Here is a 17,508-nt window from a genome sequence, read left to right on the forward strand (position 1 = left end):
CACTGACATTTCCGGTCCAGAGCTTTAAAAATCACTTAAAACCATAAGTAAGTGCATCCTTTCCACACTATTTTGGACTAGAATTCTCTTTCCTGATATGGCAATCCTTTTTTGTTTTCGCAATAATTTTTAAGACTCAGTAAAAACATCGCCCAATTATAATTACACCATCTATAAAATTCGGTTACTTCCGACCAGTTGTAATGTTTTAAAACTACAGAAGTTACATTATCTTTTACAGTCAGCTCAAATAAAACCTTTGTTCCTACCCATTCCTGATCGGAAGCCAGGCATTCCCAAACAATTTTCGAATCTTTCTTCAATTCAATGATTTTCATTTTAGTTAAATAGTCATCATCAAAATCAAATTCATTGACAAAATTTATTTGTGGTTTGACCTTCAGTTTTCTGGTCCATACATTTGCCAGGCCTTCTTCTGTTGTTAATACCTGGTATACCAGTCCAACAGGGACTTTTATATAATTAATATGCTCAATACTCGCCATAACTATCAATTATCGTTATAAAACAAATTAAACTTATGGCCGTCAGGGTCTGCAAATACGCAAACATAATAGCCGTTTTTATCATAAAACTCCTTTCTGTCGGTATTGGAATCAAAAAAGACAGATCCGCCGGCTTTCTTAATTTCGGCAATCCATGTGTCAAACTCTTTTTTACTCTCTGCGGCCATCGTAAACATAATTTCATTGCCCTGGTTTAGATTGGAAATCTCTCCTTCCATGCTTTGCTTCAATTTTTCTTTTTCAAAAAAGTGAATCACAAACGCATCATCTCCAAACAAAAAGCTCACCAGGTCTTTGGTCGGGGTGCCGTTTAACTGAAACCCCAGTGCCAGATAAAAATCTCGTGTCTTATCGATATTTGCGACACCAAGGTTTGCCCAGATTCTCTTCGGATTCATTTTCGACTATTTATTTTAGTGAATGAAATCCTATGGTATTCCCTTCCGAATCAACAACCAGTGACACGAAACCGTGTTCCCCTATAGACATCTTCGGTTGTTGCACTTTCCCTCCGTTCTCAGACACCCGGCTTTCAAGTACGGCGCAGTCGTCACATCCGAAATAAACCACCGTACTATTATTTCCTGAGGGTTCCATTCCTTTCATTTTGATTAACGCCCCTGATGCTCCATAGGCTTCCATATTACCGGGAAAGCCTTTCATTAAGACTGATGCATCCGACGGGTCATTCAGGTCGAACAATTCAACTTTCAACACTTCCTCATAAAATTTAACTGCTCTGTTTAAATCGTGCACATAAATTTCGAACCAAACAACCGGATTAGCTTCTTTCATTGCTCTTTTATTTTATGGTTATACCTACAAATCTGAAAAAATATAATTACAAATAACTTGTCATAGGACAAGTTCTAATATTCTTTTGCAATTTCTTTCCGTATCCGGCTTAAGGAGGTATCTGTGACCCCTAAAAAGCCGGCTATATATTTTAATGGTACTTGCCGTATTACTTCCGGCTTTTCTTCAAGCAACTTTAAATACCGCTGAGTTGCATTGAGGGTAATCATTGACAGGGAGCGTTGTCTGGAAATAAAAAGCTGACTGGTCATCCATGACCGGCCCCATTCCCTGAAGCCTTCTATCTTATGGAATAATTCCTGAAAGTCTTCATATTTTATCTTCCACAGCACCCCGGCTGTCATAGCCTGAATATTCTCCACAGCCGGGATTCTTTGAAACAAGGAAGATTCATCTATTAAAATTTCATTCTCTGTGAAGAATCCGGTAGTAACCTCTTCCCCCTCATAATTATTTACAGCTGATCTGAAAGTACCTTTTTCAATAATATAATATTCATTACAGATATTCCCCGATTCTACGATCAATTCATTTTTCACACAGTTGATTTTGGTGTGGGCGCTGCTAATTTCTCTATACTCGTCCTTTAGAATTGTTGCATAATTATAAATCTCCTCAAAGAAACCTTCTTTCATAAATGATTATTTATCGAATTAATTACTGAAATGTAAGCAAGTTATAAAATCATTTGAAAATGCTAATACTCCGTATTAGCAGGTTTATCATAAAAAAACGGAAAAACTAAAAACAGTTTAAGTTAAGAAGTCTTAGTTATTGAACGACTCATTCTGCTATTGAAAAAGGTAAACTACCTCGGGGCAAGCCCACGAGAGGGCCAAGCGTAAAGAAAAGGTCTGGTAGACCTTTTTAGCGATGGAGCCAGCTGGCGCATGGCAAAACATTTCACAAGGGCTTGCGTCGGAGCATTTAAATCTCTATGATCGAGTAATAGGTGCCCTGCTTAAAAACAATCTTTGCATAAACACAACAATTGGGAATGATCCAACAATTGGGAATGATCCAGATTGATCCATCCATTGTCCCCCGAACTTATAAAAAACAAAAAAGCTTCTCAAATTTGAGAAGCTTTTTTTTCTGTGCGGGTGAAAGGACTCGAACCTTCACACCTTTCGGCACTAGATCCTAAGTCTGGTATATATTGCACTAATAAAACATAAATTAACTCATTTTCAATGGTTTATGTTTTTCATCATTTTATTTAAAGTCAATTAATATCAGTTAATATCAACATTTGTTGTACCTATGTTGTACCCAGAATTCCTAATAAAGACGTATCTTTAAAGTGAATTTTTGACAAAATGTTGTACCTGATTTGGCTTTCGTATCTAAAACAGGTTCAAAATGTCAACGAGTGCAAAAATAATACTTCGCAAAAAGCCTAATGCAAAAGGGCTGTATCCGCTTGCAATTAGGATAACCAAAGACCGTCGTTCAACTTACAAACACATAGGCCATTACATTGAATTAGAGGATTGGGACTCTAAAAACCTAAAGGTAAAAAAATCGCATTCTGAAGCTGAAAGCCTGAACAATTTGATAGCTTCCAAACTATCCGAAGCCAGAAAAGGGCTTATTGCATTACAGACGGATAATAAAGGTGCTACTGCTCGACAAATCAAAAAAGAAATATATAAGCCAACTTCGAGCTTAACTTTTTTTGATTTTGCTGACGAGCATCTTGAAGCCTTAGAAGCTGAAAAGAAAATCAATCGCCATTCTACAGATTCAGCTTGGGTGAGTTATATAGAAAAATACTGCTCTGGCCGACATTTGACTTTCCAAGAAATCAATGAGCGCTTTCTCAAAAAATTCAAGATTTATTTAAAGGGTTCTTGCTCATTAACTGAAACTACTGCAATGAATGTAATGGTATTGATAAGGTTACTGTTCAATAGAGCCATTAGGGATAAGGTTGTAAGTAAGGAAATATATCCCTTTGGCAAGGATAAGTTTAAAATCAAATTTCCCGAAACCACAAAAACAGGGCTTTCAGGAAAAGAAATAAAAGCCCTGGAAAGTGTTACTGAACTAACTGATATGGAAAGACACTCATTAAATGTTTGGTTGTTCAGTTTCTATTTTGCTGGAATGCGTGTTTCGGATGTGTTGTTTATAAGGTGGTCCCAGATTTATGATGGGCGATTGCATTATAGAATGGGGAAAAATTCAAAGTTACTCTCCCTTAAAATTCCAGCTAAGGTTGAAAAAATCTTGCTACAGTACATTGAGGACAGAGTAAATGATGATGACTTTGTTTTCCCGGAAATGAAAAAAGCTGACTTATCTGATGCGAAAGACATATATCGAAAGAAAAAAGTAGCAAATAAAAAATTCAATGACCACCTTAAAAAGATTGCGAAAAGAGCAGGCATCCAGAAAAAAGTTACGATGCACATTGCTCGACATTCTTTTGGCAATATTGCAGGCGATAACATTCATCCGCTTATGCTTCAAAAATTATATCGGCATACGGATTTGAAAACCACCATTAACTATCAAGCTAATTTTATTCATAAAGATGCTGACGATGCTTTGGACAGTGTGGTAAATTTTTTATAAAAACATATTTTCTTAAAAACTCTAACCTATTAGAAAAACAAAATAAATATATTTAAGTATTTGCTTAAATAATTATATAATTGTAGCTTTACTCAAAATTGTAATTATGGCTCTTGAATTAAGTTGCACCCGTGCCGAGGCAGACCAGAAGCAATTGATGCGCTGTCGTGAGACGTTGAAAACAAGTTCAGAATCAATCAACAGTATTGGCAAGGTACTCGCCCTGGCAGGTAATGAGACCAGACTGAAGATACTTTTCCTCTTGAACGAGGAAGGTGAACTTTGTCCTTGTGATTTTTCAGATATACTGGAAATGAGCGTACCCGCAATTTCGCAGCATATCCGTAAAATGAAGGATGCTGAATTGATAACTTCAAGACGTGATGGTCAAACGTTGTACTACTCCTTGGTCAAGGATTCAAGCAATGTGTTGGAAGGAATATTCGGTAGGCTTAAAGAAAACAAACAAGTAGCATAGAATGAACACATCCAAATCATCAAATACAGCAGCGTACACCGGCATTTTCACAGCGGTCGCTGCCTCAGTCTGTTGCATCACACCAGTGCTTGCACTATTGGCAGGAACAAGCGGTATTGCTTCGACATTTTCTTGGATAGAACCTTTTAGACCTTATTTAATCGGACTGACAATTTTAGTTCTTGGATTCGCTTGGTACCAGAAGCTAAAGCCAAAATCACAGCACGAAATTGATTGTGCCTGTGAAGATGATGAGAAACCTTCTTTTCTACAATCAAAAACATTTCTGCTTATTGTGACCCTCTTTGCGAGTCTAATGCTGGCATTTCCCTATTACTCAGGAATATTTTATACCCAACCAACCAAGGAAATCGTATATGTGCAACAGGACAATATTGTTAAAAAAACCTTTACCGTTGAAGGAATGACTTGTACTGGTTGCGAAAACCACGTCAAGAGCGAGGTAAACAAGTTGGACGGTATACTTTCTGTTAAGGCCAGTTACAAAGAGGGCATAACAATAGTCAAATATGACCGCACCAAAGTATCTGAGGAACAAATAATAAACGCAATCAACAGTACAAGTTATAAAGTCTCTGAATAATATGGATACTACAATTTTAAAATCCACCATTACCTGTCCCAAATGCGGGCACAAAGAAGAGGAACAAATGCCCACCGATGCCTGTCAGTTTTTCTATGAATGTAAAAACTGTAAGGTAGTAATTCGGCCAAAGGAAGGCGATTGTTGCGTGTACTGTTCATATGGCACCAAGGCTTGTCCACCTGTCCAAAATGATATGAAATGTTGCGAATGAGCAAAATTAAAATTCCGTTAAACCCAACAAAAACTGTTAAAATTTTGTAATTTTGCATTGATGAAAAAGATCTTCCATAAGATATTATCCGTTTTGATGGCTTTGGTAGTGATGTTCACTACAATGTCGTTTACGGTGGATATGCATTATTGTGGGGATTCTTTGGTTGATTTTAGTTTCTTCACAAAAGCAGAATCTTGCGGGATGGAAAAAGCACAACCAACCAGGGGTTGTGAAAATCCTGCTATGAGCGAGAAATCTTGTTGCTCGGACCAAAAAATAGTGAAGGAAGGTAGCGACGACCTTAAAACATCATTCAATAAACTTACTTTTGAGCAACAGACCTTCGTTGCCACATTTTTCTACACCTATATCAATCTTTTCGAGGGACTTGATGAAAACATTGTTCCCTTCAAGGATTACTCGCCCCCCTTTATTGAACGGGACGTTCAGATACTTTACGAGACCTATTTAATTTGATTTTTAGACAGTAGTCCGATTCCGATACCCATCGGAACGGCACTAAGCCCAACGGTTATCCCGTTCTGGGCACGTTTTGTTGTATTCAACTTTTAGAATTGCAACAAGACCACCATTGTATAACTGTCTAATTATCATTTTGTATGCTGAACAAAGGCATAAAATTCCTTATAGAAAATAAGCTCGTTGCGGTACTGATGCTCGCCCTTTTCGTGGGTTGGGGCATCGTGAACGCACCCTTTAATTGGGACACCGGAATATTGCCCAATGACCCTGTGGCTGTAGATGCCATACCCGATATTGGCGAAAACCAACAGATTGTTTTCACCAAGTGGCAGGGGCGCTCCCCTCAGGATATCGAGGACCAGATTACCTACCCGCTTACCACTTCCCTTCTCGGAATACCTGGCGTCAAGACCATTCGCAGTTCTTCGATGTTCGGCTTTTCGAGTATCTATATCATTTTTGAAGAGGATATCGAATTCTACTGGTCGCGTAGCCGCATCCTCGAAAAGCTCAATTCGCTACCCAGTGGTCTGTTGCCCGATGGTGTCAATCCCGCCTTGGGTCCAGATGCTACGGGATTAGGCCAGATTTTTTGGTACACGCTGGAAGGCCGTGATAAGGACGGGAACGTCACGGGTGGATGGGACTTACAGGAACTTCGTAGTATACAAGATTACTACGTAAAATATGCTCTTTCTTCTGCCAGCGGTGTTTCAGAAGTGGCTTCCATCGGTGGTTATGTGCAGGAATACCAAGTGGATGTTGACCCTGAAAAGATGCGTCAGTACAACATCGGTCTGGCCGATATAGTAAAGGCGGTTAAGGAAAGCAATCAGGACATCGGTGCGCAGACCTTGGAAATGAACAAGGCCGAATACCTGGTGCGCGGTCTGGGCTACGTGAAATCCATAGCAGATATAGAAAATGCCGTAGTTGATTCCGAAAATTTCACATCTATCCGAATCAAGGATGTAGGCAAGGTACACTTGGGACCAGCTGCACGTCGAGGCATTTTGGACAAGGAAGGTGCCGAAGTTGTGGGCGGTGTGGTGGTAGCCCGCTATGGTGCCAATCCGCTGGAAGTCATCAATAACGTTAAAGACCAAATCGACGAAGTAAGCTCGGGACTTCCCACTAAGGAATTGGCCGACGGTCGAACCTCACAAGTAACCATCGTTCCCTTTTACGACCGAACCGAACTCATTCAGGAAACCTTGGGAACGCTCAACGAGGCCTTGACCTTGGAAATCCTGATTACTATTTTGGTCATCATCATAATGGTGTTCAATTTGAGGGCATCCATATTGATTTCAGGATTAATGCCTGTGGCCGTCTTGATGGTTTTTATCACGATGAAGCTCTTTAATGTGGATGCGAACATCGTGGCACTCTCGGGTATCGCCATTGCCATCGGAACGATGGTGGATGTGGGTGTCATCCTCGCCGAAAATATGATTCGCCATCTGGAAGACGAAGATTTACGGGTAAATAAAAATGGTCAACCTTACATTACAAACGAAATCGTGTACAACGCCACCGCCGAAGTTTCCGGTGCTATCGTTACTGCGGTAATGACTACGATAATCAGTTTTCTTCCGGTGTTTACGATGATTGGTGCCGAAGGGAAACTCTTCCGACCATTGGCGTTTACCAAAACAATGGCACTGGCCGCAGCACTGGTTATTGCGCTATTTCTTATACCGCCATTCGCAGCCACTTTCTTTAGAAAGACCGAAATACGGGAACGGCTCAAATATGCCATCAATGGGTTTTTAATCTTATTGGGAATCACCGCCGTGATTTTTGGGTATTGGATAGGTTTGGTACTTGTCGCTTTTGGCGCGGTGGCCATTTTATCGATGCGTGTTACGTTTTCGCGGAAGCAGAAAAATCTCATCAATACGGTTATTGCCACCATCGCCGTTGTGTTTCTATTGGCCGAGTATTGGCGACCACTTGGTTTCGACCGCAGCCTAATTATGAACCTGATTTTTGTAGCGGTAAGCTGTTTTGGGGTTCTGGGCATCTTTTCGCTACTCAGAAAGTACTACGACAGCATCTTAAAATGGGCATTACAAAACAGGTTGCTGTTCCTGATAATCCCCACAACATTGCTCGTTCTTGGTTTCTTCATAATGCGCAACACGGGCAAGGAATTTATGCCAGCACTCAATGAGGGTTCGTTTCTGTTGATGCCCACATCCCTTCCTCACTCAGGCATAGAGGAAAACAAGAGGGTTTTGCAACAACTGGATATGGCCGTAGCCACTATCCCTGAAATCGAGACCGTGGTAGGAAAGGCAGGTCGTACCGAATCCGCACTTGACCCGGCACCGCTTTCGATGTACGAGAACGTGATTCAGTACAAGTCCGAATATATGCGGAACGCTTCAGGGGAACGGCAACGGTATCGGGTAAACGATGACGGACTCTTTGTATTGAAAAACGAAAGGTTTCATATCAATCCGAACAACGAAGTAGAAAGCGATGCTAATTATGAAGCATCCCAATTGCAAACTACTATCACAAGAAACGAATTGATTCCCGATGATGATGGCGAGTACTACCGCAACTGGCGACCTGAAATCGAAAGTCCAGATGATATTTGGAACGAAATTGTACGGGTCACCATATTACCGGGAATCACGTCCGCCCCAAAATTACAGCCCATCGAAACACGACTGGTGATGTTGCAAACTGGAATGCGCGCACCAATGGGCATTAAGGTCAAGGGGCAGGACCTACGGGAAATCGAAGCATTCGGCTTGGAACTCGAAGACATCCTAAAGCAAGCCGAAGGCGTCAAACAACAGGCTGTATTTGCCGACCGTATCGTGGGTAAACCCTATCTGTTGGTCGATATAAAACGGGAACAGTTGGCACGCTACGGTATTTCGATTATGGACGTACAGGAAATACTGCAGGTGGCCGTTGGTGGGATGCCCCTGACCCAGACTGTCGAAGGTAGGGAACGCTATGCGGTAAGGGTGCGCTACCCCCGTGAGCTGCGGGAAAGTCCGACTGACTTGAAAAACATCTACGTTCCCGTGGAAAAAGGAAGCCCTGTTCCATTAGGCGAATTGGTTGATATTCGATATGAGCAAGGTCCACAGGTCATCAAAAGTGAGGACACTTTCTTGGTAGGTTACGTGCTGTTCGACAAGCTGGACGGATTTGCCGAAGTGGATGTGGTGGAAAACGCCCAGTCATTGATTCAGGACAAAATAGATAATGGTGAACTGACCGTTCCCAAAGGCATTAGCTATAAGTTCACCGGAACCTATGAAAACCAGCTGCGAGCCGAGAAAACCCTGTCTATCGTGGTTCCGTTGTGCTTGATTATCATATTCCTCATTTTATACTTTCAGTTCAAATCGGTCACCACCTCATTAATGGTATTTACAGGCATCGCCATAGCCTTTGCAGGTGGCTTTGTGATGATTTGGCTGTACGGTCAGGACTGGTTTCTCAATTTCAGTTTGTTCGGTGAAAACCTACGTGAACTTTTTAATATCAAGACCATCAACCTGAGCGTTGCGGTTTGGGTCGGGTTTATTGCCCTTTTCGGAATCGCTACGGATGACGGTGTGGTGATGGCGACCTATCTCGACCAGAGTTTTGAGAAGGAAAAACCGAATGACAAACCAGGCATTCGTCAAGCTACCCTTGAAGCGGCCGGCAAGCGTATCCGTCCCTGTTTGATGACGACCGTAACGACCGTTCTTGCCTTGTTGCCCGTACTCACATCCACAGGAAAAGGAAGCGACATAATGATTCCAATGGCCATCCCCATTGTGGGCGGGATGCTTATTGATGTAACCTCATATTTCCTGTTGCCCGTATTGTACAGCTGGCGGGAAGAATACCAACTTAAACGAGCGAGCAAATGAAAAATGTAAAAATCATCATCGGATTATTGCTTGTTTCCGCTTTCGCAAAAGCACAGGAACTGCAATCCTACATTCAGGAAGCGGAAGCGAACAATCCCGTTATCCAAGCATACGAACTTCGATACAACATCGCACAGGAAAAGGTCAACGAAGTCAATACGCTACCTAATACTGTGGTAAGCGCAGGATACTTTGTAAGCGAACCCGAAACCCGAACGGGTGCGCAACGGGCACGGTTTTCGATTTCGCAGATGTTGCCTTGGTTCGGCACGATAACGGCACGGGAAAACTATGCCAGCTCAATGGCGGAAAATGAGTTTGTAGAAATTGCCATTGCCAAACGAAAACTGGCACTTTCGGTCGCCCAATCCTATTACCAATTGTATGCCAATAAGGCGAAGCAGGATATTTTGGACGAAAACATCCAACTCTTAGAGACCTATGAACGGTTGGCATTGACCTCTGTGGAAGTGGGCAAAGCCTCTGCCGTGGACGTACTACGATTGCAGATTCGGCAGAACGAATTACAACAACTAAAGGAAGTTCTTCAGGAAGACTATTTGGCGGAACAGTCCAACTTCAACAATCTGCTGAACCGAAAGGAAAGTATCGCCGTGGAAGTTGTTCCGGAAATGACCATTCCAACGGAAGACCCGATGTATAGCAAAGAAGGATTGGCACTCAATCCGGAACTGCTAAAATACGATAGACTTTACGAGTCCATTGAGCAATCCGAATTGCTCAATCAGAAAGAAAGTGCCCCGAATATCGGTTTTGGATTGGACTATGTACCCGTTTCCGAACGTCCCGATATGACCTTTAGCGACAACGGCAAGGATATCATTATGCCAATGGTATCGCTGTCCATACCTATTTTCAACAACCGCTATTCATCGGTTTCCAAACAGAACGAACTGAAGCAACTGGAAATCGAATCCCAGAAAAACGAACGATTGAATGTATTGGAAACCGCTTTCGCGAAAGCAACATCGCAACGCAATCAAGCCCGTATTCAATTCAATACCCAAGAAAAGAATTTAAAGCAAGCGAACGATGCCGAAGAAATCCTGATTAAGAATTATGAAACAGGAACCATCGATTTTAATGATGTACTGGACATACAGGAACTGCAACTGAAATTTCAGATGAACCAAATCGAGTCGGTGCGGATGTACTATGCACAGTCTGCGATTATCAATTATCTAATCAACTAATTATGGTCAAGGACTTTTACATAAAAAATATGGTATGCGACCGATGCATCAAGGTGTTGAAGGATGAACTGAATGTAAATAATATCGAGTTGCATCAGATTGAATTGGGTCGATTGCGGCTGGACATTGATGACCTTGATTTGGACAAATTCGAAACCTTGTTGAAAGAAAACGGTTTCTCGCTCATCGGAAGTACGGAAGAAAAGTTGACCGAAAAGGTCAAGGTCGAACTCATAAAAACGATGCAGGAACTACCGATTCAACTTGATAAAAAACTGTCCGAACATTTGGTGGATGCCTTGGGACACGAGTATTCAAAAATCAGCAAGGTATTCTCGTTTACGCAAGGTGTTACCATTGAAAAATATTTCATCAAACTAAAAATTGAAAAGGTAAAAGAACTCATACAGGCTAACGAACACAATTTTACTGAAATGGCGCAACTGCTCGATTATAGCCATATCAACCATTTAAGCGGACAGTTTAAAAGCGAGACGGGAATGAGCCTTTCAATCTATAAATCCCAACAAAAGAATTTTAGGAATTCGTTGGACAAAATTATGTAGATAAGAACCAAAATTATGACACAAGCTGTTGAATTACAGCCATAATTTTATTTCAAATAAAATTAACACATTATGAAATTGAAAATAAACTTACTTCTCTTATTACTCATTTCCTTCGGTGCGAACGCCCAATTCAAAGCGAATGAGAGTGAAGAGAATGTTGACAACTGGCCGGAACGGGTCTATGATTTGACCATTGATTACGAAACGGTCAACTACACGGGTAAGGATGTAAAGGCAATGACCTTTAACGGAAGTATTCCTGGACCCAATCTCGAATTTAACGAAGGGGAATTTGCCATCATCAACGTGACCAATAAAATGGATGTGGAAACATCGGTGCATTGGCACGGGCTTATACTGCCCAACTTTTACGATGGTGTACCGTATCTGACCACACCACCGATTCAACCCGGCGAGACCCAACAGTACAAGTTTGCGTTAAAACAATCGGGTACATATTGGTACCATTCCCACACAGGTTTGCAGGAACAACGTGGCGTTTATGGTTCCATCCAAATCAACCCCAAGGAAACCGACTTAGAATATGACAAAGATTTGGTATTGGTGCTATCCGATTGGATGGACGAAAATCCAAAATCACAGCTAAGAAACCTGAAGCGTGGCAACGAATGGTATCTCATCAAGAAGAATCAGATACAGAGTTGGGACAAGGTCATCGCCAAAGGTGCCACGGGTGCCAAATTGAAGATGATGTGGCAACGAATGCCCGATATGGCCATACTCGATAATTACTATGACCTCTTTTTTATCAATGGCCAAGCAGAACAAGACTATCCTGAATTCAAGCCTGGCGAACGGGTGCGGGTACGATTTGTCAACGCCGCCGCAGCCTCTTACTTCTGGCTCACCTTTGGTGGCCAAGACCCAATGCTGGTTTCATCTGACGGTCTGGATGTTGTACCGGTAAAAAAGAACAAAACGCTTATCAGCGTAGCAGAGACCTACGATTTTATCGTCACGATTCCCGAAAGCGGGAAGCTCGAAATACTTGCTACTTCACAGGACGGTTCTGGAAAGGCTTCGGCGTTTTTGGGAAAGGGCGAAGTCTTGCCCGCAGCAGAAGTTCCCAAGCCAGACCTAATCAAACAGATGCAGGAAATGATGGCAATGGATATGAAGATGGGCGCACCCGCCGCCAAGTTCAATCCCTCAAAAAACGATTCCATCGAAAAGATGAAAAAGTATGCGATGAAAATGGACGGAATGAAGATGGACAAGATGAAGGGAATGAAAAAGGATTCCACCGAAATGGACCACGATAAGATGGGTCACGAAGATATGCAAATGGACGACAAGATGAAGATGGATGATGGGGGCAAAATGGGCGGAATGAAAATGGGCTATATGGTACCACAGGAAAAGGTCATTGGCGACAATATGAAAACAGGTGGCAATCCAGAATTCAATTATCACTATCTAAAAGCACCCGGCAAGACTGAATTTGAGGATGGAAAACCTGTCCGGGAAATGCTGTTCAACCTCACGGGAAATATGAACCGTTACGTATGGTCAATCAACGGCGTACCATTGTCTGAAACCGATAAAATAAAAATCAATCAAGGCGAAGTGGTTCGTATTACCTTGAACAATATGACGATGATGCACCACCCGATGCACCTGCACGGGCATTTCTTCAGGGTGCTCAACGAGAACGGCGAATACAGTCCGCTAAAGCATACCGTGAACGTGGCACCGATGCAGAAAGTGGTCATCGAATTTGATGCCGTTGAATATGGCGATTGGTTTTTCCATTGCCACGTCCTCTATCACATCAACAGTGGGATGGCACGGGTATTCAGTTATGATACACCACGCGATGAACGCTTAAAGGGCTATCCACTTTCCAATCTGACCACAGAGGCAGACCATATGTGGACGTGGGGTGAAATCACAGGTGCAAGCCATATGACAGAACTTTTTTATACCGCCACCAATATCCGTAACCAGTTTACACTTCGCGGGGAATACGGTTGGAACGAAAATCTGAAAGCTGAGTTCACGTATGAACGTTGGCTTAACAGCTATTTCCGTGTATTCGGTGGTGTAAATGTAGAAAATGAGGGCGAGGACAGCCTTGATGAAATTTCAACGACGGGCGTTGTGGGTGTGCGCTACCTATTGCCGCTTCTTATCGATTCCGATTTACGGATAGACAACAAATTAAGGCCGACCATATCGTTTGCAACTGCAACGATGATTTTCCGAAATATCGCCCTTTACGGGGAATATGAATACCAGATGGACTTCGGCTGGGTCACCGATTTTGAGGAAGGGACCGACTTTGAAGAAGAGACCACTTGGCAGGTAGGCCTCGAATACGTTTTAAGCAGAAACTTTTCGTTGATGGGCAGCTACGACAACCGTTTTGGTTGGGGTGGCGGTCTATCGGCAAGATTTTAAACACAAACCATTTATAAACCTTTAAAACAGACACAAAATGAAAACAATCAAATTAACAATGAGCACAATGGCACTTGTTGCCACAATGATTCTAACCGTTTCCTGCAAGGATGGAAACAAGAATGAACCAGCTGCACCTATGAGCAACGAGATGCATCAGGAAACGATGAATGATAAGGAAGATATGGCTATGGACAAAAATCAAGATACAAAGGCAGAAGTGGTATTGAAAGACTATTTCAACCTGAAGGATGCTTTGGTCAACGATGACAATTCCAAAGCAAAAGAACTGGGCAACACCTTGGCACAATCACTAAAATCTTTTGATGCATCGAGCTATTCGGACAGCGAGCAGAACGAACTAAAGGACATCATTGAGGATGCCACCGAACACGCCGAGCATATAGGCGAGAGCGATATAGCCCACCAACGTGAGCATTTCAAAACACTTAGTAAGGATATGACCGATATGGTGGCGATAACGGGAACTTCAATGACCATTTATGAGCAGTATTGCCCAATGTACGATAACAATAAAGGTGGTGCCTGGCTAAGTATGAACGAAGAAATCAGAAACCCCTATTTCGGTGCCCAAATGCTGAAATGTGGTAAGGTGCAACGTGAAATAAACTAAATGAAAATAGTAAAAATCATAGCGTGGATAGCATTGATTGCCTTTGTGGTCATCCAGTTTTTTACTGTGGACTATAACCAGAATGAAACGGTACCAGAAACTGATTTTATGCTCGTGAACAATGTACCTGCAACGGTAGAACAATCGTTGCGGGTTTCCTGCTATGATTGCCATAGTAACAATACCGATTATCCTTGGTACAGCAAGGTGCAACCATCTGCTTGGTACTTGGAACATCATATCAAAGAAGGAAAGGCAGAGCTGAATTTCAACGAATGGGGCAACCTTTCCGACCGAAGGAAAAATAGCAAATTACGGTCTATCATAAACCAGATTGAAGATGGTGAAATGCCTTTGGATAGCTATACGTTGATTCATAGGGATGCCATTTTTTCTGAAACGAACAAAACAGCAGTAATTGAGTATATGAAAAAATTAAAAGATAGCTTGGAATAAAGTCCTGCTGCGGGAAGGGAAGTTTGATGGTTGGTTAGTGACCCTTCCCGTGACAGGCACAAATTAGTAAAGTAATGAAACACACCTATCACATACACGGAATGACCTGCAATGGTTGCAGAACCCACGTCGAGAAAACTCTCTCTAAAGTAGATGGTGTAATTGAAGCATCGGTCAATTTAGAAAAATCTGAAGCGGTCATTGAAATGGAATCGCATATTCCTATCGGAACATTTCAGGAAGCACTAAAGCAAGATGGCGGTTCGTATAGCATTCACAACCCAGGCAAACATCATCACAAGGATGATTCCGCTAAAGTTAATGCTGAGCATAGTCGAAGTACGAAAGCGAAAAAAGAAAAACCTAAAGGCAAGGGAACCGGAACGTTCTACTGCCCGATGCACTGTGAAGGCGATAAAACCTATGACAAACCGGGCGATTGCCCTGTCTGCGGAATGGATTTGGTCGAGGAACAGAATTTGACCGCTACCACTTCTGAACAGTGGACGTGCCCAATGCATCCCGAAATCGTAAAGGACGAGCCGGGAAGCTGTCCTATTTGCGGAATGGACTTGGTACCGATGGAACCCGACCTATCCGCAGAAGAAAAAACCTATAAAAAACTGCTCAAAAAGTTTTGGGTAGCCACGGCCTTTACGTTGCCGATTTTCATCATTGCGATGTCCGAAATGGTTGCCAACAATCCGCTGTACGACATTCTGGAACTGAAATACTGGAACTGGATTCAGTTTGCGCTTTCCATTCCCGTTGTGTTCTACGCCACTTGGATGTTCTTTGAACGCGCTTACCGCAGTATAAAAACGTGGAACCTCAATATGTTCACCCTTATTGGCATTGGTGCAGGTGTGGCTTGGTTGTTCAGCGTATTCGGGATGCTCGTACCAGACTTTTTCCCCGAACAGTTCAAGACCGAAGCGGGAACCGTTCACGTGTATTTTGAAGCGGCCACGGTCATTCTTACGTTGGTATTGCTTGGCCAATTGTTAGAAGCTCGTGCGCATAGTAAAACCAATTCCGCAGTCAAGGAACTTTTAAAACTGGCACCCAACAAGGCAGTCAAAGTCGTGGATGGCGAGGAACAGGAAGTTGCTATTGACCAAATTGAATTAGACGATATTCTTCGGGTAAAACCGGGTGATAAAATTCCGGTTGACGGCGTCATCACCGAAGGTGAAACATCCATCGATGAATCAATGATAACGGGCGAACCCATTCCCGTAAACAAGTCTGTAGATGATAAGGTCAGCAGCGGAACGATTAATGGCAACCAATCTTTCCTAATGAAAGCGGAAAAGGTAGGTTCCGACACGTTGCTTTCACAAATTATCCAGATGGTCAATGATGCCAGTCGCAGCCGTGCGCCCATCCAAAAATTGGCCGATACGGTTTCAGGCTACTTCGTGCCCATCGTGGTCATTATCGCAGTATTCACTTTTGGGGTCTGGGCAATTTGGGGACCAGAACCGGCCTATGTCTATGCCCTGGTCAATGCCATTGCTGTTTTGATTATCGCCTGTCCCTGCGCCTTGGGATTGGCAACGCCTATGTCCGTAATGGTCGGTGTCGGTAAGGGTGCACAGAACGGCGTGCTGATAAAAAATGCCGAAGCCCTCGAAAAGATGGATAAGGTAGATACCCTCATCGTGGATAAAACGGGAACGATTACTGAAGGAAAACCCACGGTGGAAAAAGTGGGGTCTTTTGATAACGGTTTCAGCGAAAGTGAAGTATTGCAATACATTGTTTCCCTGAATAATCAGAGTGAACATCCTCTTGCCGAAGCTACCGTCAAATACGGAAAAGAACAAAACACCGAATTCCTTAAAGCCGATGGGTTCAATGCCGTTACCGGAAAAGGTGTTGAAGGCAAGGTCAACGGCAAGGACGTGGCTTTAGGAAATGCCAAAATGATGGAACACGCCAATGCCGAGTTGTTGGAAACTATGGAAGAAAAAGCCCAATCTTTCCAAAAGCAGGGCAAAACCGTTTCCTATCTCACAATTGATGGAAGCGTTGTCGGTTATGTGGTAATTGGTGATAAAATCAAGGAAACGAGTGCCAAGGCTATCAAGGAATTACAGGACAAGGGAATCGATGTGATTATGCTAACGGGCGACAACCACGATACAGCTCAGGCAGTGGCCAACGAACTCAATCTTGCGGACTTTCAGGCGGGAATGCTTCCCGAAAACAAATTGCAGGAAGTTGAAAAACTACAAGAAAACGGAAAGGTAGTTGCAATGGCGGGTGACGGTATCAATGATGCCCCAGCTCTCGCAAAAAGTGATGTGGGTATCGCAATGGGAACGGGTACAGATGTGGCCATAGAAAGTGCTGCCATTACTTTGGTCAAAGGCGACCTGCACGGTATTGTCAAGGCAAGAAATTTAAGCGATGTGGTGATGCGAAACATCAAGCAAAACCTGTTTTTTGCGATGATTTACAACACCTTGGGAATACCCATTGCTGCGGGATTGCTGTATCCATTTTTCGGGATTTTATTGTCCCCAATGATTGCGGCCCTGGCAATGAGCTTCAGTTCGGTTTCGGTAATCGCCAATTCGCTAAGGCTCAAAGGTTCAAACATCGACTAAATGA

16 protein-coding genes are annotated in these 17,508 nt (G+C 42.7%); 12 read left to right on the forward strand and 4 right to left on the reverse strand.

The genetic code is table 11. The annotated features are described in order from the left end of the window. Positions 1-77 precede the first annotated feature (77 nt). The 4 genes from MQE36_RS03125 to MQE36_RS03140 all read right to left on the reverse strand — a co-directional run bounded on the left by MQE36_RS03125 (position 78) and on the right by MQE36_RS03140 (position 1,978). Positions 78-506: an SRPBCC family protein gene (locus MQE36_RS03125; RefSeq protein ID WP_242937739.1), complete on the reverse strand. Its 429-nt coding sequence runs from the start codon at positions 504-506 to the stop codon at positions 78-80. Positions 507-511: 5 nt separating this feature from the next. Then, the gene (locus MQE36_RS03130) at positions 512-925 is read right to left on the reverse strand and encodes a VOC family protein (protein WP_242937740.1); all 414 of its coding nucleotides are present in this window, start codon (positions 923-925) and stop codon (positions 512-514) included. A 10-nt stretch (positions 926-935) separates the two neighbouring features. Beyond that, positions 936-1,322, reverse strand: a complete 387-nt coding sequence (locus tag MQE36_RS03135; protein WP_242937741.1) for a VOC family protein — start codon at positions 1,320-1,322, stop codon at positions 936-938. A 74-nt stretch (positions 1,323-1,396) separates the two neighbouring features. Next, positions 1,397-1,978 carry a Crp/Fnr family transcriptional regulator gene (locus MQE36_RS03140; protein ID WP_242937742.1) on the reverse strand — a complete coding sequence of 194 codons (582 nt, stop codon included), beginning with the start codon at positions 1,976-1,978 and terminating at the stop codon, positions 1,397-1,399. Between the two features lie 727 nt (positions 1,979-2,705). Between MQE36_RS03140 and MQE36_RS03145 the strand changes: the two genes are divergently transcribed. The 12 genes from MQE36_RS03145 (at position 2,706) to MQE36_RS03200 (ending at position 17,504) form a co-directional block, all read left to right on the forward strand. Then, positions 2,706-3,923 carry a site-specific integrase gene (locus MQE36_RS03145; RefSeq protein ID WP_045802086.1) on the forward strand — a complete coding sequence of 406 codons (1,218 nt, stop codon included), beginning with the start codon at positions 2,706-2,708 and terminating at the stop codon, positions 3,921-3,923. Positions 3,924-4,029: 106 nt separating this feature from the next. Next, positions 4,030-4,401, forward strand: a complete 372-nt coding sequence (locus MQE36_RS03150; RefSeq protein WP_045802085.1) for an ArsR/SmtB family transcription factor — start codon at positions 4,030-4,032, stop codon at positions 4,399-4,401. 1 nt (position 4,402) lies between these two features. After that, positions 4,403-5,005, forward strand: a complete 603-nt coding sequence (merTP, locus tag MQE36_RS03155; protein ID WP_242937743.1) for a mercuric transport protein MerTP — start codon at positions 4,403-4,405, stop codon at positions 5,003-5,005. Position 5,006: 1 nt separating this feature from the next. After that, on the forward strand, positions 5,007-5,219 hold the full coding sequence (locus MQE36_RS03160; protein WP_084598184.1) for a GDCCVxC domain-containing (seleno)protein: 213 nt from the start codon (positions 5,007-5,009) through the stop codon (positions 5,217-5,219). Between the two features lie 60 nt (positions 5,220-5,279). Further along, entirely contained in the window at positions 5,280-5,699 is a 420-nt protein-coding gene (locus MQE36_RS03165; RefSeq protein ID WP_045802082.1) for an HYC_CC_PP family protein, read from the forward strand. Positions 5,700-5,842: 143 nt separating this feature from the next. After that, positions 5,843-9,595, forward strand: a complete 3,753-nt coding sequence (locus MQE36_RS03170) for an efflux RND transporter permease subunit (protein WP_242937744.1) — start codon at positions 5,843-5,845, stop codon at positions 9,593-9,595. Then, on the forward strand, positions 9,592-10,809 hold the full coding sequence (locus MQE36_RS03175; RefSeq protein ID WP_242937745.1) for a TolC family protein: 1,218 nt from the start codon (positions 9,592-9,594) through the stop codon (positions 10,807-10,809). Before MQE36_RS03170 ends, MQE36_RS03175 begins: the two co-directional genes overlap by 4 nt. A 2-nt stretch (positions 10,810-10,811) precedes the next feature. Continuing rightward, positions 10,812-11,375 carry a helix-turn-helix domain-containing protein gene (locus MQE36_RS03180; RefSeq protein WP_045802079.1) on the forward strand — a complete coding sequence of 188 codons (564 nt, stop codon included), beginning with the start codon at positions 10,812-10,814 and terminating at the stop codon, positions 11,373-11,375. A 72-nt stretch (positions 11,376-11,447) separates the two neighbouring features. After that, positions 11,448-13,799, forward strand: a complete 2,352-nt coding sequence (locus tag MQE36_RS03185) for a multicopper oxidase domain-containing protein (protein WP_242937746.1) — start codon at positions 11,448-11,450, stop codon at positions 13,797-13,799. 37 nt (positions 13,800-13,836) lie between these two features. After that, positions 13,837-14,433, forward strand: coding sequence for a DUF3347 domain-containing protein (locus tag MQE36_RS03190; protein WP_045802077.1), 597 nt, complete (start codon positions 13,837-13,839; stop codon positions 14,431-14,433). Then, positions 14,434-14,889, forward strand: a complete 456-nt coding sequence (locus tag MQE36_RS03195; RefSeq protein WP_045802076.1) for a heme-binding domain-containing protein — start codon at positions 14,434-14,436, stop codon at positions 14,887-14,889. It abuts the gene before it with no gap. A gap of 74 nt (positions 14,890-14,963) precedes the next feature. Further along, positions 14,964-17,504, forward strand: a complete 2,541-nt coding sequence (locus tag MQE36_RS03200; RefSeq protein WP_045802075.1) for a heavy metal translocating P-type ATPase — start codon at positions 14,964-14,966, stop codon at positions 17,502-17,504. Positions 17,505-17,508 lie beyond the last annotated feature (4 nt).

It is taken from the genome of Zhouia spongiae, from assembly GCF_022760175.1.
Taxonomy (GTDB): domain Bacteria; phylum Bacteroidota; class Bacteroidia; order Flavobacteriales; family Flavobacteriaceae; genus Zhouia; species Zhouia spongiae.